We start from the raw sequence: 19,486 nt of genomic DNA, 5'->3' as shown, positions 1-19,486 counted from the left end.
GGTGCCTCAGGGCTCGTTCTTGCGCCGCATCACCGACGACAGCCGGGCGTCGCTGGCGTGGTGGTATTCGATGCTGCCGTTGCGCCACTCGCCCAGCCAGATCATGCGGTCGGAGAAGGCCTCGTGGTCGTCGCGCGTGAAGGGCTTGTCGAAAGTGGTCACCACGCCGCGATAGGGCTCGCGCAAGTCTTCGAGCGCGGTCTTCAGGGCCGGGCCCGAGGTGTCGCCCTTGCTCTGGAACAGCGCGCGCAACATCAGGTGCACCGCATCGTAGGTCTGCGCGGCGGACATCAGCGAGCCGATCGGCCGGTCGTTGCTGTGCTTGAAGTAGCGCGCCAGGAACGACGCCCGGCGCTCGTTGGCGTTGTCCTGGATGATGGTCTGCGCCATCAGCGCGCCTTCGATCGCCGCGGGCCCGGCGTTCTGCAGCACGCTGCGGAACGACAGCGGCCAGGCCGCCAGGTAGGGCACGCGCCAGCCCATCGCCGCGCGGGCCTTCAGCGCCACCGCATGCTCGGGCCCGACGGTGTAGTTCACCACCACGTCGGCCCCGGCCGCACGGGCGGCCTGCAACTCGTCGCGCAGCGACTGCACCCCCAGGTCGAAACGCAGCACCACCAGGGGTTGCAGGCCGCGCCTGGCCAGTTCGGCCCCCAGGTCGCGCACGCCGCCATCGCCATAGCCGGTGCGGTCGGCCAGGATCGCCACCTTGCCCAACTTGCGGCGGTCGACGATCTCGCGGGCCAGGAAGCGCGCGGTCATGTCGTCGGGCGGTGCCACACGGAAGACATGGCTCTGCGCCGCCGGGGTCTTGTGGGTCACCGCCGTGCCGGTGGAGCACGGCACCATCAGCAGGTGCTTGTGGCTCTCGAACACGTCCAGCGCGGCCAGTGCGACGCCGGTGTTGCAGAAGCCGACGGTGTAGTCCACCCGCTCCTTGGCGACCAGGTCGACCGCCGCCGCCCGGCCGACGTCGGGCGTGCCCTTGTCGTCGCGCACCACCAACTGCAGCGGACGACCGAGGAAGCCACCCACCGCGTTGATCTCGGCCACCGCCATCTCGGCGCCGTGTCGCGCGCTGGTGCCGAAATCGGACGATCCGCCCGACAGCGGCAGGATCAGGCCGATGCGCACCGGCGGCGCGGGGGCAGGCTGGGCCTGTGCCAGCGGCAGCCAGGCCGCCACCCACAGGCCGGCGAGGATCGAGCGGGTCGACATCATGGCGGCAGTCTCCGGTGGGCGCCGAACGGCGTTCCGCACGGCCTGCGCATTCTGGCCCGGCACCCCCGGCCGGCACAACCGGGCGGCACGGCCGGCAGCGCCCGCGCCCGCGCATTGCGGCACACGGCGCGGTGTGCGGCGCTCGGCCAGCTTCAAGCGGCGCGCGGCAACTGAAGGTGGAACTGCGCGCCACCCGATGGGGCGTTTTCCACCGTGAGCTGGCCGCCGTGCTGCTCGACGATGCCGTAGCTGATCGACAGGCCCAGGCCGGTGCCGGTGCCCACCGGCTTGGTGGTGAAGAAGGGGTCGAAGATGCGCGAGAGGTGCTCTGGCGCGATGCCGGGACCGTTGTCGCGCAGGTGCAGGGTGACCTGGTGCTCGCCGGCAGTGAGGTCGATCCACAGCGCCGGCCGCTCGGCCTTCACAGCCGACCGATCGCCCGCCTTGTCGCCCACCGCCGCGTCGTAGGCGTTCTGGATCAGGTTCATCAACACCTGCAGCAACTGCCCTGCACTGCCGAGCACCGTGCACGGCGGGCCGGCCTGCCAGTGCACGTCGAAGCGTGGCGCCGTGCCCTTGCTCACCCAGTGGATGGCGCGCTCGACGACGGCGTTCAGGTCGACCCGTTCGCGCTCCTCGCGGTCGATGGCCGAGAAGCGCTTCAGGCCCTGCACGATGTCGGCGGTGCGCTGCGCGCCTTCCAGCGTGCCTTCCATCAACGACGGCAGGTCGGCCAGCAGGTGGTCGATGCGCAGCTTCGCGCGCAGCCGCGCCTGCTCGGGCGCCGGCAGCGCGGCGTGCACGCCGTCGAGGTAGCTGCGCAGGCGCTCGGTGTAGCGCTGCAGCGCATGCACGTTGCCCAGCACGAAGCTGATCGGGTTGTTCAGCTCGTGGGCCACGCCGGCCACCAGCCGGCCCAGCGAGGCCATCTTCTCGGAATGCAGCAGCTGCTGCTGGGTGCGCTTGAGCGCCTCGTGGGCCTCGCGCAACTGGTGGTAGGCGCGCTTGATCTCGCCCATCGGCCGGCCGACGAAGACATGGCCCACCCGCTGGCCGCCGCTGTTCAGCCGCGGCGTGCAGTTGAAATCCACCGGCACCGGCTGCCCCTGGGCGTCGCGCAGGTCGGCCTCGATGACGGCACCGCGCCGGGCGGCCACGGTCTCCATCACGCTCTTCAGCCGCTCCACGCCGATGTCGTCGGCCATCAGCGACGCCACCGGCATGCCGCGCAGCTGGGCGTCGCTGCGGCCCACCAGCTCGCACAGCGCGGCGTTGGTCTCCTCGATCAGGCCCTGCTCGTTGCAGGCCACCAGCACGTCGCTCATCGCGGTGAGCAGGCTGAAGATGAACTGCTGCTGCTGCTCGAGCTCGGCGTTCTTTTCCTCCAGCGCCACCTCGTCGGCGACGAGCTGCGAGTACACCTCGTCCATCTTGTGAATCACGTCGAGCCAGGTGGATTCGTCCACCCCCTCCAGCCGGGCCGCACCAGCCGCGGCCTCGCCGAGTCCGGACGCTGACGATGGGCGTTGGGCAGAGGTCATCGCGGCAGGCGGCGGCGCAGGGGCCTCAGTGCACCGTGCACACCATGCACGGGTCGAACGAGCGCACGATGTGCTGCACCGCCACCGGCGCGCTGCCGTCGGGCGCCAGCGGCAGGCCTGCCAGCGCGGCCTCCAGCGCGCCGGGCGTGCCGTCGGCGTCGCGGGGGGAGAAGTTCCAGCCTGTCGGCGCGACGATCTGGTGGTTGGCGATGCGGCCGTCGCGCACGGTGAGCCAGTGGCCCAGGGCGCCGCGCGCAGCCTCGGCGAGGCCCATGCCATGGCCGTCGGCGGGCAGCGTCACGGGGGTGTGGAAGGCCTCGCCGGGGCGGATGGCCCCGAGCCAGTGCTCCATCCAGGGCAGCACCCGGGCCAGCTCGATCAGCCGGCCCAGCACCCGCGTGTGCACGCTGGTGCCCTGCGCCGCCACCAGTTCGGCCAGCAGCGGCTGGCCGTCCACCAGCTGCCGCGCCAGCGCGCCGGTCTCGACCACCTGTCCGCCCAGGCGCGGCGCCTTGTTCCAGGTGTAGCCGCCGGGCTTGTCGGCCTGCGGCTCGGTGACCCCCTGGCGCGGGTGGCGCGGGCCGCCGCCATCATCCAGCCAGGCGTGGGTGGCGTCCTCGGTGATGCGGTCGGTGTCGACAGCTTCCAGCCGCGCGCCCTGCGCATGCCACACACCCGGCGCCATCGCGTGCGCGCCATCGGCATCGCGGTAGGCGCCGTAGCTGAGGCAGCGGCCGGGGCCGGGGCCGAGCGACGGCAGGCCCAGGTCGGCGCTGATGGCCAGGAACAGCCGCAGGTCGCCGCGCCCCGGCTCGCGGTCGCACCAGGCCGCGAGCGCGGCGGCCGTGTCGAGCGCGGCCACTTGCTCGAGCGGGGCGCCGAACAGCGTGTCCTCGAGAAAGGCGCGGAACTCGCGCAGCTTGGCCAGCAGGCGGATGCGTTCGGACGCATCGATGGCGCGCGAGCTGCCGCCCGGCTGCACGCTCTGCGTGTGCGGCCATTTGCCGCCCAGCGTGCCCAGCAGGGTGAACCAGCGCTGCCGCGCCGCCACCGCCGCGCGCGCGTGCACGCCGGCCAGCGGTGCGAAGCGCCGCACCGCCTCGGCATGCCAGGGCCGCCCAGCGTACTCGGCGCGGGTGAAGTCGGGCATGAAGAAGAGGTAGAAGTGCGTCAGGTGATCGGCCAGGTTCTCGCAGGCCAGCATCAGGTTGATCGTCAGCGCGCCGTTGGGCGGTGGCCCCGCGCCGGCCAGATCGGCCAGCGCGCGCGCGGCGGCCACCGACTGTGACACCGAGCAGATGCCGCACAAGCGCGGCACGATCACCAGCAGGTCGAGCGGGGCGCGGCCCACCAGCATCTGCTCGAAGCCGCGGTACATCGGCGCGTTGACATGGGCCTGCGCCACGTGCCCGTCGGACACCGTGAGCCGCACTTCCAGGTCGCCCTCGACGCGGTTGAAGGGGCCGACGACCAGGCGCCCGCCCGACGCCGGCGCGGTCATTTCAGCCTCGTGCGGCGGATGGCCGGCGTGACGACCAGGTGGTCGGCGGTGGCGTTCTGCTTCACCCGGCGCGGCGTGGCGCTCTTGGACAGCGAGGCCAGGGCCACGAACCAGGCCTTGGGCATGTCGGTGGGCAGGCCGATCGGGATGCCAGCCAGTTTGGGTGTCAGGTGGAAGGGGTGGCCGGGGTCCTGGAAGCCGGGCTCGGTGCAGCTGATGCAGGCGTAGCCGCCGCGGGTGCACGAGCCTTCGCCGTTCCACAGCCGCGTGTTGCAGTCGGCGTGGGCCTGCGTGCCCTTGCAGCCCATGTGCTCCATCATGCAGCCCAGGTCGGACGGCTTCTCGGCGCTGGCCTTGAACTCGTAGAACTCGTTGCGCGCGCAGCCGTGGTGCACCAGCTGGTCGGCGTAGAAGCGCGGGCGCTGCAGCGCGTCGAGCGCGGTGGCGTCGAAGCCGCCGGAGGCCAGCGCCATCAGCGTGTCGGTGACCCAGCCCGGGTGCGTGGGGCAACCCGCCACGTTGACCACCGGCAGCCCGCCGCGGGCCACGAAGCCGGCGCCGAGCAGGCCGCCGGGGCGGTCGCCCTCGAACTGCAGTCCGCAGGCGTCGGTGGGGTTGGGACCGGTGGCGGTGATGCCGCCCCAGGCGGCGCAGCTGCCCACCGCCACCACGTGCGTGGCCACCGCGGCCAGGCGGCGCACCCAGTCGACCATCGGCGTGTCGGTGCCGGCCAGCACGTGGAAGCGGCCGGTGCCGTGCGGGCCGCGCAGCAGCGCGCCTTCGATGCACAGCGCATCCACCTGCCGGCGGCCCTGCAGCACGTCGCCCAGCAAGGCCAGCAGTTCGGCGCCGCTTTCGAGCGACAACGATGGGTGCCACAGCAGCTCGATGCCGGCGTGGCGCCACATCGCCGCAAAGTCGGCGGTGTCGGCGCACAGCAGCGACATGCTGCAGCCGCCACAGCCGCCCGATTGCAGCCACAGCACCTTGAACATCAGCCCCGGCCCTCCGCCTTGCCAGGCGCTTTGTCTTCCAGCCCGAAGCGCAGCAGCTTGGCGCGCAGGCCCACGCGCGACAGGCCCAGCTCTTGCGCGGCGCGAGTCTTGTTCCAGCGCTGGCGCAGCATCACCTCGCGCAGCAGCATGGCCTCGATGGCGTCGAGCCGCTCCTGCAGCGTGCCACTGGCCGGCAACGCGGCCGCGCCCGCGGCCACCGGCGCCAGCCCGGTGCGGCCCTGCAGCAGGCGCGACGAGAAACCCGTGGCCCCCACCACGCCGCCGTCGCCCAGCGCCACCGCGCGGGCGATCTCGTTGCGCAACTCGCGCACGTTGCCCGGCCACGGGTAGCCCAGCAGCACCGCGCGGGCGTCGTCGTCGAAGCGCGCCGGCAGCACGCCCAGTTCGCGGCAGACGTCGGCCAGCACATGCTCGGCGATCGGCAGCACGTCGCCTGGGCGCTCGCGCAGCGGCGGCATCACCAGGGACACGCCGGCCAGGCGGTAGTACAGGTCTTCGCGGAAGCGGCCGGCGCGCACGTCCGCTTCCAGGTCGCGGTGCGTGGCCGACAGCACGCGCACATCCACCGGCACCGGGCGCGCCGCGCCCACCGGCCGCAGTTCGCCCTCCTGCAGCACGCGCAGCAGCTTGACCTGGAACGACGGCGAGGTCTCGCCGATCTCGTCGAGGAACACCGTGCCGCCGTCGGCGCGCTGGAACAGCCCGATGTGGTCTTCCACCGCGCCGGTGAAGGCGCCGCGCTTGTGGCCGAAGAGCTCGCTCTCGAGCAGCGTGTCGGGGATGGCGGCGCAGTTCTCGACGACGAAGGGCCCGGCCAGCCGCGGCGACGCGTAGTGGATGGCGCGGGCCATCAGTTCCTTGCCGGTGCCCGATTCGCCGAGGATCAGCACCGACAGGTCGTGCCGCGCCACGCGCTCGGCCACCGCGCACACCTCGTCGAGCGGGCTGCCGGCCGAGCGCACGATGCGCTCGAAGCCGAACACGCTGCGCACCACGCGCAGCTTCTCGGACTTGCGCGCGCGCAGCGCCGAGGTGCCGGCGCGCAGGTCGATCTCCAGGCGGTGCAGGCCCTGCTGCAGCATGCTGGCCTCCACCGCGCTGCGCACGGTGCCCAGCAGGTGGTCGGGCACCCAGGGCTTGAGCACGTACTGGTAGATGCCGGCCTCGTTGACGCCGGCGATGATGTCCTCGCTGTCGGCGTAGCCGGAGATGACGATGCGCACCACCTCGGGCCAGCGCTCACGCACGTCCTTGAGGAAGTCGACGCCGCTCTGGCCCGGCATGCGCTGGTCGCACAGGATCACGGCCACCGGGTGGCGCTCGAGCAGCGCGCGGGCCGAGGCGCTGTCGCTGGCGGTGAGGATGCGGAAGTCCTCGTCCAGCGTGCGGCGCATGGCCTCTTGCGAGCGCACCTCGTCGTCGACCACCAGCACGATCGGCAGGTCGTCGGAGGATGGCAGATCGCCGGGGCCGGGCAGCGCGTCGGGGGCGTTCATCGGGACGGCCTGCAAACTTGCGGGGTGCTCATCGATGCAAGGCGAGGTGGCGTGGCGTCCACGCGTGGGGCTTGCGGTGCACGAAGTGGTGCCTCGCCACATGGTAGCTGGGATCGAAGCCGTAGAAGTTTCGGCGCATCTGCGCCAGTTCCTCCGCACGGTACGCGGCCAGCGGCTTGGCCGCCTCGTCGTCGGCGCGGCGAGCCGCCTTGGCGGCGACGGCGTCGGCCCAGCCCGCGTCGGCAGCCAGCGCCAGCGCGCGTTGCAAGGCCTGTGGCTCGAAGGCCGCCACTCCGTCGGCAAAGGTGGCGTCGATCAGGCCGGTGGCCGCGGCCTCGCGCGCGCCCTGCGGCAGGCGCTGGCGCATGATGGCCTTCGCCCCCTCTGCGCCGACGCGGCGCGGCAGCAGGTAGGTCCAGTACTCGCTGCCGTACAGGTTGCCCATGTTCTTGTAGTGCGGGTTCAGCAGCACGCCGTCGTGGGCCCACACCTGGTCGGCGGCCAGCGCCAGGAAGCAGCCGCCCGCGCCGGCATTGCCGCGCATCGCGGCCACGGTGAGCCGGTCGGTGGTCTGCAGGATCTCCAGCGCCACGTCGTCGATGGCGTTGATGTGCCGCCACGAGGCGTCGGCGGCGCTGTCGCCGGCCACGAACGAGGCCGCCTCAATGGCATGCAGGTGGATGCCGTTGCTGAAGAAGTCGCGCCCGCCGGCCAGCACCAGCACCCGGGTGTCGCGGGCCCGTGCCTGGCGCAAGGCGTCGACCAGGCGGGCGGCCTGCCGCTCGCTGAGCGCGCCGTTGTGGAAATCGAACTCCAACCAGCCCACGCGCGCGCCCACCGGGCCGTGCTCGCGGTAGCGCAACTCGTCCCACTCGGCTTCGTCGCGTTGCAGCGGCACGGCCAGTTCCGGCAGCGCCGCCGCCTGGGCGGCAAAGGCCTGCGTGGCGGCCAGCTTCAGCGCCAGCGGCTGGCCCTGGGCGGCGGCGCGCCGCACATGGCCGATCCACACTGCGCCGTCGACCGTGCGCAGCAGCAGCGCCGGGCCCCGCGTGGCCACGGCCGTGCCGGGCGGGCCCGTCGGCGCCCGTGCCAGGGTGTCGGCCGTGGCGGCATGGGCATCGTGCAGCCGGCAGGTCTCGCCGTACAGCGGCGCCTGCACGCCGGGCGAGCCGTCGGCGCTGCGCACGCGGCGCAGCACCTCGTCGCTGGGGCAGGTGGTCCAGTCGACCGCGCGCTGCGCCGCGGTGACCAGCGGCTGCCAGGTCCCCGGCGTCGCCGGCAACGCGGGCACGCTGCGGGGCACCGACGAGCCCGGCACCACGCGGTCCAGCGCGTCGAGCACCGCCTCGGCCGCCGCCTGGCTCACCTCGTGGCGATAGAGGCTGGCCTTGCTGGCCCCGGGCCGCACGGCGAAGGCGCGCCAGGCCCACACCGGGCCGGCGTCGAACTCGGCCGCGGCCTGCAGCACGGTGACGCCCCAGTCGCGCTCGCCGCGCCACACCGTCCAGTCCAGCGCCGACGGCCCACGGTCACCCGGCGGCCCCGGGTGCACCACCAGGCACAGGCAACGCGACCACACCGATTCGGGGATGCGCCGCTTGAGGAACGGCGCCAGCACCAGGTCGGGCGCGAAGCGCGCCACGGCCTCCTCGGTGACGGTGTCCGAGATGTCGAGTTCCACCGACACCGTATGGCCACGCGAACGCAGGTCGACGAACAGGCGTTGCGCCAGGCCGTTGAAGGCCTGCGTCAGCAGCAGGATGCGCATGCGCCTGCGGGCCGATCAACCGAGTTCGATGCGCCGCACCAGCTCGGCCGCCGACTTGCGGCCGCGGTAGATGGCCAGGGTGTCGCGCAGTTCATCGAGCGCCTGCCGCAGGTCGGCCGCACTGCCTGCGCGATGGATGGGCGCCATGCGCTCGGCGGTGCCCGGGCCGAACAAGGGCTCCAGCAGCTGCCAGCCACGTCGGACGATGTCCGGCAATGCCTCGGGCACGCCGCCAGCCGTCATCGGGGTGGCGACCGCCGCAGGTGTCGCAGTCGCCGACTTCGGCGCCACCCTCTGCCGCAACGGTGCGGTCATGCGCAGCAGCGTGGCGATCGGCGCCGCCGTCAGCGCTGGCCGCGGTGGTGGTGCAGCGATCGACGGCCGCACCGCCGGCTTCGCAGCCGTGGGTGCAGGCTCCAGAAGGCCGCGCGCGACCAGGTCCTGCAGCAGCCCGGTCACCGGGCCGCGCAGCTGATCTTCCAATGCGGCCTCGTCCAGTTGGCCGTTGCACAGGATCAGCAGCGAGCGCGAGCGGCTGTCCAGCCCGGCCCGCCGTTCGCGCACCTCGGTGCGTCCGGCGTCGGTCTTGCGATACAGCGGAGCAGTCACTGCCGGGCGCCATCGCGATCAACAGATGCGTGGCAGCGGCTCGCCGGAGAGCCAGTCCACCACGCGCCGGCCGCCGAAGCGGGTGGCCATCTGCACGAAGCGGTGCGGGTCGTCGGTGACGCTGCCGATCCGCGCGGCGCCGGCGCCCAAGGGGTGCGCGCGCAGCGCAGCCAGGGCCGCATCGGCCGATTCGGGTGCGATGATGGCCACCAGCTTGCCCTCGTTGGCGATGTACAGGGGGTCGAGCCCCAGCAACTCGCAGGCCGCCTCGACCTGCGGCCGGATCGGGATCGACGCCTCGTCCAGCAGCATGCCGGCCGATGACTGCCGGGCGATCTCGTTCAGCGTGGTGGCCAGCCCGCCCCGGGTGGGGTCGCGCAGCGTGTGCACCGCGCCCTCGGGCAGCGCGGCCAGCAACTGCGCGACCAGGCCGTGCAGTGCCGCGGTGTCGCTGACGATGGCGGTCTCGAACTCGAGCGACTCGCGCAGCGACATCACCGCCACGCCGTGGTCGCCGATCGGGCCCGACACCAGGATCGCGTCGCCCGGTCGCGCCAGGGCGCCGCCGATGCGCCGGCCGAAGGGCACCACGCCGAGGCCGGTGGTGGCGATGAACACGCCGTCGCCCTTGCCCTGCTCCACCACCTTGGTGTCGCCGGTGACCACCGGCACACCGGCCTCACGCGAGGCCGCGGCCATCGAATCGACGATGCGCTTCAGGTCGGCCAGCGGAAAGCCTTCCTCCAGGATGAAGCTGGCGGCCAGGTACAGCGGCTTCGCACCCAGCATCGCCACGTCGTTGACGGTGCCGTGCACCGCCAGGCAGCCGATGTCGCCACCGGGAAAGAACAACGGCGAAATGACGTGGCCATCGGTGGCCATCACCAGCCGGTGCTCTGGCGGGATGTCCAGCAGCGCGCCGTCGTCGCCCTGGCGCAGGAACTCATTGTCGAAGGCGCGGGCGAAGACCTCGTCGATCAACTGCAGGCCGGCGCGGCCGCCGGCGCCGTGGTTCATGTCGACACGGCCGTGCTTCAGGTCGAGCGGACGAACGTAGTCGGGCTTTCCTTTGCTCATCAGGGCACCCTTGGGCCTTCGGCCCGTCCCGCCAGGCGGGAATGAGCCCCTTCGGGCGGCCGGGCGGGGCTCATCCCGCCACCACCGGGATGTCGCGGAAGCGCCCGTACGAGTAATGCGCCGCGCAGGCGCCTTCGGACGAGACCATGCAGGAGCCCATCGGGCTCTCGGGCGTGCAGACGTTGCCGAACAGCTTGCAGTCGGTGGGCCGCTTCACGCCGCGCAGGATGGCGCCGCATTCGCACTGCTTGTGGTCGGGCACCGGCTGGTAGTTCAGTTCGAAGCGGCGCTCGGCATCGAATCGGGCATAGGCCGGGCGGATCTTCAGCGCGCTGTAGGGCACCTCGCCCAGGCCGCGCCACTCGAAGCGCTCGCGCAACTCGAACACCTCGCCCACCACCGCCTGTGCGGCAAGGTTGCCTTCGCGGGTGACGGCGCGGGTGAACTCGTTCTCGACCTCACAGCGGCCGTCGTTGACCTGGCGCACCAACATCAGGATGGCCTGCATCACGTCGAGCGGCTCGAAGCCGGCAATGACCACCGGCTTGCGGTATTCCTCGGCAAAGTGCTCGTAGGGCTGCGAGCCGATGACGATGCTGACGTGCGCCGGGCCGACGAAGCCGTCGATCGGCACCGTGCCGTAGTCGCGCACCTCGGCCGACTCGAGGATGTGGGTGATGGCGCTGGGCGTGAGCACGTGGCAGCACAGCACGCTGAAGTTGGCCAGGTCCTCCTTGGCGGCCTGGCGGATGGCCAGCGCGGTGGGCGGCGTGGTGGTCTCGAAGCCGATCGCGAAGAACACCACCTCGCGGTCTGGGTGGGCGCGGGCGATCTTCAGCGCATCGGTGGCCGAATAGACCATGCGGATGTCGCCGCCGCGGGCCTTGGCCTTCATCAGAGACAGACTCTCCGGCGAGGGCCGCCCGCCGCCCGGCGCGGCAGCGGCCGAGGCCGGCACGCGCATGGTGTCGCCGTAGGTGCAGACGATGGCGCCGCGGCCGAGTGCCAGGCCGATGGCCTGGTCGATGCGGCCGATCGGCAGCACGCACACCGGGCAGCCCGGGCCGTGGATCATGCGCAGGTTGGGCGGCAGCAGTTCGGCGATGCCATAACGCGCGATGGCATGGGTGTGGCCGCCGCAGAATTCCATGAAGCTGTAGCGGCGCGAGGGGTCTGCCTCGGCAGCGATCTTCTCGCCGATGCGACGGGCCAGGTCGCCGTCGCGGAACTCGTCGATGTACTTCACCGCGCCGCCTCGCCCTGCGTGGCCTGCAGCTCGGCGAACAGCGCCAGCGTGGCCTGGGCCTCGACCGGGTCGATCAGGCCGATGGCGTGGCCGACGTGGACGATGACGTAGTCGCCCTCGCGGGCCTGCGGCACCAAGGCGATGGACACCGTCTTGCGCACGCCGCCGAGGTCGACCACGGCTTCCTCGTCGGATTTGAGCGCCACCACCAGCGCGGGCAAGGCCAGGCACATGGCTCAGCTCTCCGGGTTCAGGGTTGAAGGGTCGGGCGATGCCGCCGTGGCCGCGGCCCGCGTGGCCCCGTCGCCCGTCGTCGCATCGAGTTGCAGCGCGGCAGCCCAGGCCTGGCCCAGCGCCAGGCCGGCATCGCCACAGCTCACCCGCTGCGGCCGATGCGCGCGCAGGCCCGCGGCCTCGAGCCCGGCCTGCACCAGCGACGACAGCAGGCGGTTGAAGAAGCAGCCGCCGCCCAGCGCGACCAGCGCCGTGCCGCTGCGCTGCGCGGCGCGTCGCGCCTCGGCCACGAGACCGGCGGCCAGCGCGACGTGGAATCGCGCGGCGGCTTCGCCGCGCGCGTGATCGTCGTGGGCGGTGTCGAACAGCAGGTCGAGCACGGGCAGCAGGTCGAGCGTGGTCTGCGTCAGTTCCGGCGCCGGATGGCGGGCCAGCCATTCGGTGGCGCAGGCCTCCAGCGCGATGGCCGCCTCGGCCTCCTGCGACTGCCGCACCGACAGCCCCAGCGCCCCGGCGGCGGCGTCGAACCAGCGGCCGGCGCCACTGGACAGGGGGCAGTTCAAGCGGCGCGACAGCATGATCTGCACACCACGCGACCGCGGCTCGCCCACCGACGCGGTGAAGCGCGGCACGATCTCGTCGCCGCGGCCCAGCGCGTGCAGCGCCGACGCGGCCATGCGCCAGGGCTCGCGCGCCGCCACGTCGCCGCCGGGCATGGCCAGCGCCGGCAGGTGGCCGGTGCGCTCGACCTGTCCGCCGCGCACGGCCAGCACCTCGCCACCCCAGGCCGTGCCGTCGGTGCCCAGGCCGACGCCGTCGAGTGCGAGGCCGACCACCGGCTCGCCGGTCCAGCCCTGCTCGGCCTGCACTGCGGCGATGTGGGCGTGGTGGTGCTGCACCGCGATCGCGGGCACGCCGAGCGCGGCCGCCGTGCGCACGGCCACGCGGCTGCTGTGAAAGTCGGGGTGCAGGTCGTGCGCCACCGCGTCGATGCGGCCGTTGGCCTGTGCCAGCAGCGCGTCGATCGAGCGCTCCAGCGCGGCGCAGGCCGAGGGGTCGGACAGGTCGTCGTGCAGCGGCGACAGCCACAACTGGTCGTCGATCAGCAGGCCGGCGGTGTTCTTCAGGAATGCGCCGCAGGCCAGCACCCGCGCCGGAGCGCGGCGCGGCAGGCCGATGGCGGCGAGCGCGGGCATGCAGTGCGGCGTCAGGCCTGCAGGCCGACGGCGGCCAGGCGGGCCTCGAGCGCGGCGATGCGATGGCGCAGCACGTCTGCTTCGCTTTCGGCCTGGTTTTCGGCCTGACTTTCGGCCGAGTGGGCCGCCTGGGCCGCGGGCACCGCCGCGCCGGCCGGCACTTCGAGCAGCCAGTCGAGCCAGGCGTCCATGCCCTGCCCGGTGCGGGCCGAGACCTGCAGCACCTCGATGCCCGGGTTCACGCGGCGGGCGAACGCGATGCAGCGCTGCACGTCGAAGTCCAGGTGCGGCAGCAGGTCGGTCTTGTTCAGCACCATCACATGGGCCGCGGCAAACATGTCGGGGTACTTGAGCGGCTTGTCCTCGCCCTCGGTGACGGAAAGGATGGCCACCTTGGCACGCTCGCCCAGGTCCCACATCGCCGGGCAGACCAGGTTGCCGACGTTCTCGATGAACAGCAAGGCGCCAGGCCCGGCGCCGTTGGCCACCTGGCCATGGTGCGCATCGCCGTGCAGCGGCAGCCGCTCGAAGGCCTCGGCCACCATCGGCGCATCGAGGTGGCAGCCCTTGCCGGTGTTCACCTGGATGGCCGGTGCGCCGGTGGCGCGGATGCGGTCGGCGTCGTGGCTGGTCTGCTGGTCGCCCTCGATCACCGCCACGGGCAGCGCCGGCGCGCGGCGGCGCAGCGCCTCGATGGTGGCGCACAGCAGCGTGGTCTTGCCCGAGCCGGGGCTGGACACCAGGTTGTAGGCGGCGATGCCGTGGCTGTCGAAGTGCAGCCGGTTGCGACGCGCGATGCGGTCGTTGGCGCCCAGCACGTCGGCTTCGAGCTTGATCGCCCGCTCGGCGCTCATGCCCGGCACCGAGACGCGGGCGCTGCCGGCGCCGAAGTGCAGGTCGCCGTTGGCGGCGACCACTGCGACGCCATCGCCGTGGGGGTGATGGTGACCGCAGCCCGGCCCATGGACATGGCCGTGCCCGTGGTCATGCACGTGGTCATGCACGTGGTCATGCACGTGGTCATGCACATGGTCGTGGGCATGGTCGTGGGCATGGTCGTGGGCATGGTCGTGCCCGTGATCGCCCTCCATCGCCGCCGCTGTGTTCGCGCAACCGCAGACCACGCACATGGGTTCGTCTCCTTCAATCGTCGTGCACGATCAGCTCGCGCACTTTCAGCTCGGTGCCACCGGTGGGCTGCAGCCGGTGGCCGCCGCATTTCGGGCAATCGTCGGTGCGCGAGCGGATGGGCACGCTCTCGCTGCAGGCCATGCACCAGGCGGTGCCGGGGGGTTCGTCGATGTCGACCTGGGCGCCTTCGAGGCAGGTGCCGTGCGCCATCGACTCTAGGGCGAAGCGCAGTGCCCGTACCTCGACGCCCGACAGCGCGCCGGCCTCGATCGCCAGGCGCTTGACGCGGGTGAAATGCTCTCGGGCAGCGGCCTCTTCCACCACGCGCATGATACCGCCGGCCAGGCTCATCTCGTGCATGCTTCACCCTCACCGTGCGGCACCATCGGCGGGTGCACGACGAACTCCACACAGGGATCGAAGGCCGTGGCCAGGTGTCGTGCGCCGGTCGCGGCGGCCTCGCCGTGCAGGCCCGACAGGGCTTCGGCCAGCACGCCGCGCGGATGGAAGTTCCACTCCGTGGGTGCGAGCACTCGGCAGCCGACAACACGGTCACCGGAGCTGCCGCGCTCCAGCCTCACCCAGTGCACCAGCAGGCCGCGCGCCATCTCGACCCAGGCCACTCCCTCGCCCGGCGCCAGCGGCAGCGCGCCCTGGGCCAGCCACTGGTCGCCGCCCGCGGTGGCCAGGCGCAGGACGTCGACGACACGCGCCACCAGGCGCGGCCAGGCGCTGGTGGCGGGCAGGCGGTGGGGATCGTGGTGGCGCGTCCAGGGGCCGGTGTCGGCGGGGCTGCCGGCCCAGTCGGGCCGGGCACAGAAGTCGGCATCGCCGGCCATGCGGCGGGCCAGCTCGGGCAGGTGACGCGGTGCGTCGTCCAGCAGGCGCAGCGGGCGCGAGGGCGTGTGCAGGGCCATCGCGGCCTCGCGGCGGGCTCGCAGCGCGGCCGCGACAGTGCCCTGCCCGGCCTCGCACCAGCGCGCGGCCCAGCCCGCGGGGTCGGCGTCGTGGCCGGCCAGCCAGGCCTCGGGCGCCATGCCGAGCCAATGGGCGCCGATCCAGCCGGGCAGCGAGGCCACCTGCGCCGCGGGGTCGAGCGACGCGTCGAAGAGCGGGCAACTGCGCAGCAGCGCCGCGGCGGCGGCTTCGGCCTGCGCGGCCACCGGGTGCAGTGCCCACAGGCGCGGCCAGTCGTGGGTGATGCGCAGCACCTGTTCGCGCGCCTGGGTGGCGCGCAGCCGCTGTGCGTCGGCGATCGACGACTCGAGGGCCGCGCCCTGCGCCGCCGCCACGGCCCGTCGCGCCGCGATCTGGTGCGCCGCCGAGCACAGCGTGAACACGGCGCCCAGGCGCTGCGGCAGCGCATCGGCCGCCACCCCCAGGGCCACGCGTTCGGCCAGCTGGGGCCGGCTGCTCGAGACGGTCGGCAGGGGCCGACCCGGCATCAACTGCACCTGGCCGGCGATCGAGCCCAGGCCGCTCACCGGCGGTCCCCGGCGGCCGCGCGGCCGAAGAGGAAGCCGCGGCGCGACGGCACCGGCGCTGCCGCGGTGGGCGCAGGCGCCGCGACCGCGTCCACCGGCCGCAGCAGCGCCAGCACCTCGCGCGCCGTGGCCACCGCGGCAGCCTGGTCGGCGAACTCGGCCATCGGCGAGAACAGCGAGGCCATCTCGAAGGCGCCGAAGGCCGGCACCTGTGCGCCGATGAACTCGAAGCGGTGCGTGCCACCATCGCGCTCGGCCTTGACGCCGACCGGCAACACCGCCTGGGTGGCCGCCTCGTCCAGCGGCAGGCGCAGCAGGTTCATGAACCAGGGCGTCACCAGCACGCCGAGGGCCACGCCCGGCTCCGTCGGCACCGGTTCGAAGCCGATCGCCAGCACCGACAGGCCCGGGTGCAACACCGGCAGGCCGCGCATCGACGTGGCGGCGATGTCGCGGTAGACGGCTTCGAGCCGCTGCACGTGTTGCGCCAGCGGGGGGACGGAGGAGGTCACGGGCAGTGGCGCATCAGTCGTCGTTCAAGACCATGAACTGGTCGGCGTCGCCGTCGCACTGCGGGCAGCGCCAGCGTTCGGGCAGTTCGGCGAACGGCGTGCCGGCCGGGATCTGCCACACCTCGTCGCCCAGCCCCGGATCGTAGACCCACCAGCAGATCTTGCATTCGAGCCGCGCCCCCGCCGGCAGGCGCGAGCGGTCACCCAGGTAGCTGCCCTCGAACATGGTCGATCGAACCCTCAGCCCTGCTCGACCCAAGCCAGCACCTCGGCCAGGCGCTCGTGCGAATCGATCAGGTCTTCCAGCGCAGCGCAGGCCACCTCAGGCATGGCGGTGACTTCGACGCTGTTGAGGATCACCGTGTCCTGCGAGTTGTAGTAGACGACGCGCCAGGTGTTCGGCACCTGGGTGTCGGTGATGCGGCAGTTGCCGTAGCCGCGCGACAGGATCAACACGCGGCCGGTGCCCAGCACATGGTCGAGGTAGCCGATGTCGGCCGGGGCCAGCGGCAGCAGCGTCAGGTTGACGACGTGCGTGGCATCACCCGGCTGCCAGCGGGCGCGCTGGTCTTCCAGTTCGGCCAGGATCGACGGCACGTTGACCATGCCGGGCGGCGGTGCCAGCACCGCGGCGCGTGGCGCGGCGGCGTCGTCGCGCGCGGCCTGGCGCAGCAGCGCGGGCACGTCGCCCACCTCGATGCGATCGTGCACCTGGCCGTCGGGCCGCACCTCGACGACGCGCCAGACGCCGGCGAACACCGACTCCTGAACCTGGGCATGGCCCTGCGCCTGAGCCGCGTGCTGGCCTCCATCTGGAGCGGCCAGCACCTGCGCACTCACCTCGCCCTCGCCCAGCACCTGGTTGACCAGGGCCAGGTCGTCGGGCGACAGGCCGGCCAGCGACACCGCGGCGGCGGGTTCGCCGCGCGTGGCCTTGTCGAGCTGCGCCAGGGCCTCGCGCAGCACCCGCACCGCGCCGGCATGGCCTGCCAGTTCCTCGGGCTCGGGCAGCGGCGGCGCGCGGTAGGTGTCCATGCCGCTGGGCATCGGCAGGTAGTCGAGGCCATCGTCCTCATGCGCCAGTTCGGGCACGTAGGCGGCGACCACGGGAATCGGGAAGGGCTTGGCGGAGGCAAAGGCGGTCATGGCGGTCTCGATTCAATGGCAGGACGGCGCGGCGTCGGCCGAGACCACGGCGATGCCGATGGTCGGCGCGCGCGTGGCGGGCAGGTCCAGCGCCTCGGCGACGCGGGCCACGTAGTCGGTCCAGTCGAGCATGCCGGCGATGGCCGTGACATAGCGGCCATCGCGCAGGAACACCAGCGACGGCCAGCGCTGCATGCCGTAGCGGCGGGCCACGGCATCTTCGTCGGTCGGCACCACCACGCCGACGGCGAAGCGCCCCGGAAAGGCGGCCTGCAGTTCGGGCAGCACCACCGCCACGTCCAGGCATTCGGGAAAGCGCACCGGGTCGCCGCTGAAAAACAGCACCAGATCGCCGGGCTCGGCGGTGACGGCGGCCACGTTGGCCGCGTCGACCCAGCGGGCGCCGTGGCGCTCGACCAGGCGGGCCACCAGGGGCGGGGCCTGCACGTCGCAGGGGATGTCGAGGCTCATGTGGGGGACTCCAGGGAAATGGGGGGCGAAGTTGGAACGGGCTGGCCGGCCAGGGCGGCCAATTGTTCGGGGCTCATCGCCGACGGCAAGGCGAATCCGGGTTCGTCGCCGACGGGGGCACCCGCCATCGCAGCGGCCACCATGTCGAGCACGGCATCGACCTCGGCGGCCCGCGCGGCGTCGATGCGCTCGCGCGCGGCATCGATGAACACCAGCAGCCAGTCGCCGGACCGCACCTCGCCAACCAGCGCGGTGTCGACCTCGCGCTCCTCGCCGCGGCCACGGACGAGCGCGAAGCCCGGCCGCGTGCGCAGCACGGTCATCGGGATACCGATGCACATGGCGTGGCTCCGCTGGTGTCGGTAACGGCCGCGGCGGCGCGCGGCGGCATGAAGCGCTCGTCGCCGATGCGACAGGCCTGGTCTTCGGCGGGCCGGCCGGCCTCGTAGGCGCCCAGCGACAGCGTCGGCACAGTGACAGCCTCGTCGCCCACCGGTGCGGCCAGACGCGGACTCGGCTCGGCGCCCCAGCGGCGCAGTGCGTCGACGCCGAGCGCCAGGGCGTCCTCGAGCGCCAGCTTGATGCGCGGCCGCAGGCTGCCGCCGTAGTCTTCCAGCTCTTCGGGTTGGCAGCCGATCAGCAGCACTTTCTCGGGGAAGGATTCGGTGAGCTGCGCCAGCGCCAGCACCTCCTGGAAGCCGGTCTGGTGCAGGCTCATCTTCTTGGCGCCCATGAAGCGCGGCACCTCGTCGTCCTCGATGAGCTTGAGCGTGCCGGGCTCCAGGCCGTAATCGATGGCGTCGAAGATCAGCAGTTGCCGCGCCGCCTGCACATGGTGGATCAGGTACAGGCCCTGCGTACCGCCGTCGATCAGCTGCACGTGCGGCGCGAAGCTGAAGCGCTGGTCCAGCGCCTCGACGCAGCGCACGCCGAAGCCCTCGTCGGCCCACAGCACGTTGCCGATGCCGAGCACGACGATGCTGTCATCCTTGTCGTCGAGCGAGGCCCGGTCGCCGCCGGGCCGCCCCAAGGCGGCCGGCGCCCCCTCGGGGGGCAGCGAACAAAGTGAGCGTGGGGGTTCCATGTCAGTCTTTGAAGGTGCGTTGACCCGACACCATGGTGCTGATGACGCTCTGGCGGCCCATGATGTCCTCGCGGATCGCGGCATAGACGTGCAGCACCACGAAGATCACCATCGCCCACAGGCCCAGGTGGTGCCAGGTGTGCACGTCCTGGCTCTGGCCGAACAGCGGGATCACCCAGCCGAACATCCGGTCGGCCCAGCTGCCGGCCTGCGTGCCCTCGCCATACAGCGCAAAGCCGGTGGCGATCATGAACAACACAACCAGGAAGTAGCCGACGAACATGCCCAGGCGGGCCAGCGGGTTGTGCCCGACGTAGCGGCTGGGCTGCGGGATCAGGAAGCTGTACCACTTGAGCATGATGCCCACCTCGTGCCAGTAGGCCCGCTGGGTGATCGGCAGCGTGAACAGCTCGCGGGCGTGGTAGTTGCCCACCACCGCCCAGTAGATGCGCCCGATCAGGCCGATGGCCAGCACATAGCCAGCCGCGAAGTGCGCGAAGCGGATGTAGCCCATCAGGTAATTGGCGCTGGCCTCGCCCGGCTGCGTGGGCAGCGGCGAGCCGATGAAGTAGCCGGTGATGGCCAGCACGGTGATGGCCAGCGCGTTGATCCAGTGCCACACGCGCACGGGCGCTTCGTAGACATAGACCGACTTGATGCTCTGGCCCTTGGCGATGGCGCCGGGGTCCAGGCCGGTGGCCAGTTCCTGGCCGGATGCTGGGGACATGCGCGTCTCCTTGTCGTGGGTGGCGT

The 19,486-nt window shown here is 72.5% G+C and carries 21 protein-coding genes; all 21 read right to left on the bottom strand.

Features of this window, described 5'->3' with window-relative positions; translation table 11 throughout:
- Positions 1–6: 6 nt before the first annotated feature.
- On the bottom strand, positions 7–1,221 hold the full coding sequence (locus EOINJALH_RS03735) for an ABC transporter substrate-binding protein (protein WP_088278969.1): 1,215 nt from the start codon (positions 1,219–1,221) through the stop codon (positions 7–9).
- A 152-nt stretch (positions 1,222–1,373) separates the two neighbouring features.
- Positions 1,374–2,762, bottom strand: coding sequence for a sensor histidine kinase (locus EOINJALH_RS03730; RefSeq protein ID WP_088278968.1), 1,389 nt, complete (start codon positions 2,760–2,762; stop codon positions 1,374–1,376).
- Between the two features lie 25 nt (positions 2,763–2,787).
- Positions 2,788–4,263 (bottom strand): nickel-dependent hydrogenase large subunit, encoded by a 1,476-nt coding sequence (locus tag EOINJALH_RS03725; RefSeq protein ID WP_088278967.1) that lies wholly within the window; start codon positions 4,261–4,263, stop codon positions 2,788–2,790.
- Positions 4,260–5,258 (bottom strand): HupU protein, encoded by a 999-nt coding sequence (locus tag EOINJALH_RS03720; RefSeq protein ID WP_088278966.1) that lies wholly within the window; start codon positions 5,256–5,258, stop codon positions 4,260–4,262. Before EOINJALH_RS03720 ends, EOINJALH_RS03725 begins: the two co-directional genes overlap by 4 nt.
- A complete protein-coding gene (locus EOINJALH_RS03715) occupies positions 5,258–6,775 on the bottom strand; it encodes a sigma-54 dependent transcriptional regulator (RefSeq protein WP_088278965.1) in 1,518 nt (505 codons plus the stop codon). Before EOINJALH_RS03715 ends, EOINJALH_RS03720 begins: the two co-directional genes overlap by 1 nt.
- 28 nt (positions 6,776–6,803) lie before the next feature.
- A complete protein-coding gene (locus EOINJALH_RS03710; RefSeq protein WP_088278964.1) occupies positions 6,804–8,543 on the bottom strand; it encodes an enoyl-CoA hydratase-related protein in 1,740 nt (579 codons plus the stop codon).
- 15 nt (positions 8,544–8,558) lie between these two features.
- On the bottom strand, positions 8,559–9,152 hold the full coding sequence (locus EOINJALH_RS03705) for a hypothetical protein (protein ID WP_088278963.1): 594 nt from the start codon (positions 9,150–9,152) through the stop codon (positions 8,559–8,561).
- Positions 9,153–9,170: 18 nt separating this feature from the next.
- Positions 9,171–10,229 carry a hydrogenase expression/formation protein HypE gene (gene hypE / locus EOINJALH_RS03700; protein WP_088278962.1) on the bottom strand — a complete coding sequence of 353 codons (1,059 nt, stop codon included), beginning with the start codon at positions 10,227–10,229 and terminating at the stop codon, positions 9,171–9,173.
- A gap of 70 nt (positions 10,230–10,299) precedes the next feature.
- Positions 10,300–11,475, bottom strand: coding sequence for a hydrogenase formation protein HypD (hypD, locus tag EOINJALH_RS03695; protein ID WP_088278961.1), 1,176 nt, complete (start codon positions 11,473–11,475; stop codon positions 10,300–10,302).
- Positions 11,472–11,708, bottom strand: coding sequence for a HypC/HybG/HupF family hydrogenase formation chaperone (locus tag EOINJALH_RS03690; protein WP_088278960.1), 237 nt, complete (start codon positions 11,706–11,708; stop codon positions 11,472–11,474). The genes hypD and EOINJALH_RS03690 overlap by 4 nt, the downstream gene beginning before the upstream one ends.
- Positions 11,709–11,711: 3 nt before the next feature.
- Entirely contained in the window at positions 11,712–12,905 is a 1,194-nt protein-coding gene (locus EOINJALH_RS03685) for a carbamoyltransferase HypF (RefSeq protein WP_158219638.1), read from the bottom strand.
- Between the two features lie 11 nt (positions 12,906–12,916).
- Positions 12,917–14,035: a hydrogenase nickel incorporation protein HypB gene (gene hypB, locus EOINJALH_RS03680; RefSeq protein WP_234413646.1), complete on the bottom strand. Its 1,119-nt coding sequence runs from the start codon at positions 14,033–14,035 to the stop codon at positions 12,917–12,919.
- Positions 14,036–14,048: 13 nt separating this feature from the next.
- Positions 14,049–14,396, bottom strand: a complete 348-nt coding sequence (hypA, locus tag EOINJALH_RS03675) for a hydrogenase maturation nickel metallochaperone HypA (RefSeq protein WP_088278959.1) — start codon at positions 14,394–14,396, stop codon at positions 14,049–14,051.
- A complete protein-coding gene (locus EOINJALH_RS03670) occupies positions 14,384–15,520 on the bottom strand; it encodes a hydrogenase formation protein (protein ID WP_088278958.1) in 1,137 nt (378 codons plus the stop codon). Before EOINJALH_RS03670 ends, hypA begins: the two co-directional genes overlap by 13 nt.
- Positions 15,517–16,032, bottom strand: coding sequence for a [NiFe]-hydrogenase assembly chaperone HybE (hybE, locus tag EOINJALH_RS03665; protein ID WP_088278957.1), 516 nt, complete (start codon positions 16,030–16,032; stop codon positions 15,517–15,519). The genes EOINJALH_RS03670 and hybE overlap by 4 nt, the downstream gene beginning before the upstream one ends.
- A 13-nt stretch (positions 16,033–16,045) precedes the next feature.
- Entirely contained in the window at positions 16,046–16,258 is a 213-nt protein-coding gene (locus EOINJALH_RS03660; protein WP_088278956.1) for a rubredoxin, read from the bottom strand.
- A gap of 14 nt (positions 16,259–16,272) precedes the next feature.
- The gene (locus EOINJALH_RS03655) at positions 16,273–17,178 is read right to left on the bottom strand and encodes a hydrogenase expression/formation protein (protein ID WP_088278955.1); all 906 of its coding nucleotides are present in this window, start codon (positions 17,176–17,178) and stop codon (positions 16,273–16,275) included.
- 12 nt (positions 17,179–17,190) lie between these two features.
- Positions 17,191–17,649, bottom strand: coding sequence for a hydrogenase (locus EOINJALH_RS03650; RefSeq protein WP_088278954.1), 459 nt, complete (start codon positions 17,647–17,649; stop codon positions 17,191–17,193).
- A complete protein-coding gene (locus EOINJALH_RS03645) occupies positions 17,646–17,990 on the bottom strand; it encodes a HypC/HybG/HupF family hydrogenase formation chaperone (RefSeq protein ID WP_088278953.1) in 345 nt (114 codons plus the stop codon). The genes EOINJALH_RS03650 and EOINJALH_RS03645 overlap by 4 nt, the downstream gene beginning before the upstream one ends.
- Positions 17,969–18,733: a HyaD/HybD family hydrogenase maturation endopeptidase gene (locus EOINJALH_RS03640; RefSeq protein WP_088278952.1), complete on the bottom strand. Its 765-nt coding sequence runs from the start codon at positions 18,731–18,733 to the stop codon at positions 17,969–17,971. Before EOINJALH_RS03640 ends, EOINJALH_RS03645 begins: the two co-directional genes overlap by 22 nt.
- A 1-nt stretch (position 18,734) precedes the next feature.
- Positions 18,735–19,460, bottom strand: coding sequence for a Ni/Fe-hydrogenase, b-type cytochrome subunit (gene cybH, locus EOINJALH_RS03635; protein ID WP_088278951.1), 726 nt, complete (start codon positions 19,458–19,460; stop codon positions 18,735–18,737).
- Positions 19,461–19,486 lie beyond the last annotated feature (26 nt).

This window comes from Ideonella sp. A 288 (assembly GCF_002198735.1).
Taxonomy (GTDB): Bacteria; Pseudomonadota; Gammaproteobacteria; order Burkholderiales; family Burkholderiaceae_C; genus Pseudaquabacterium.
This window is presented reverse-complemented; position numbering and strand designations above follow the sequence as displayed.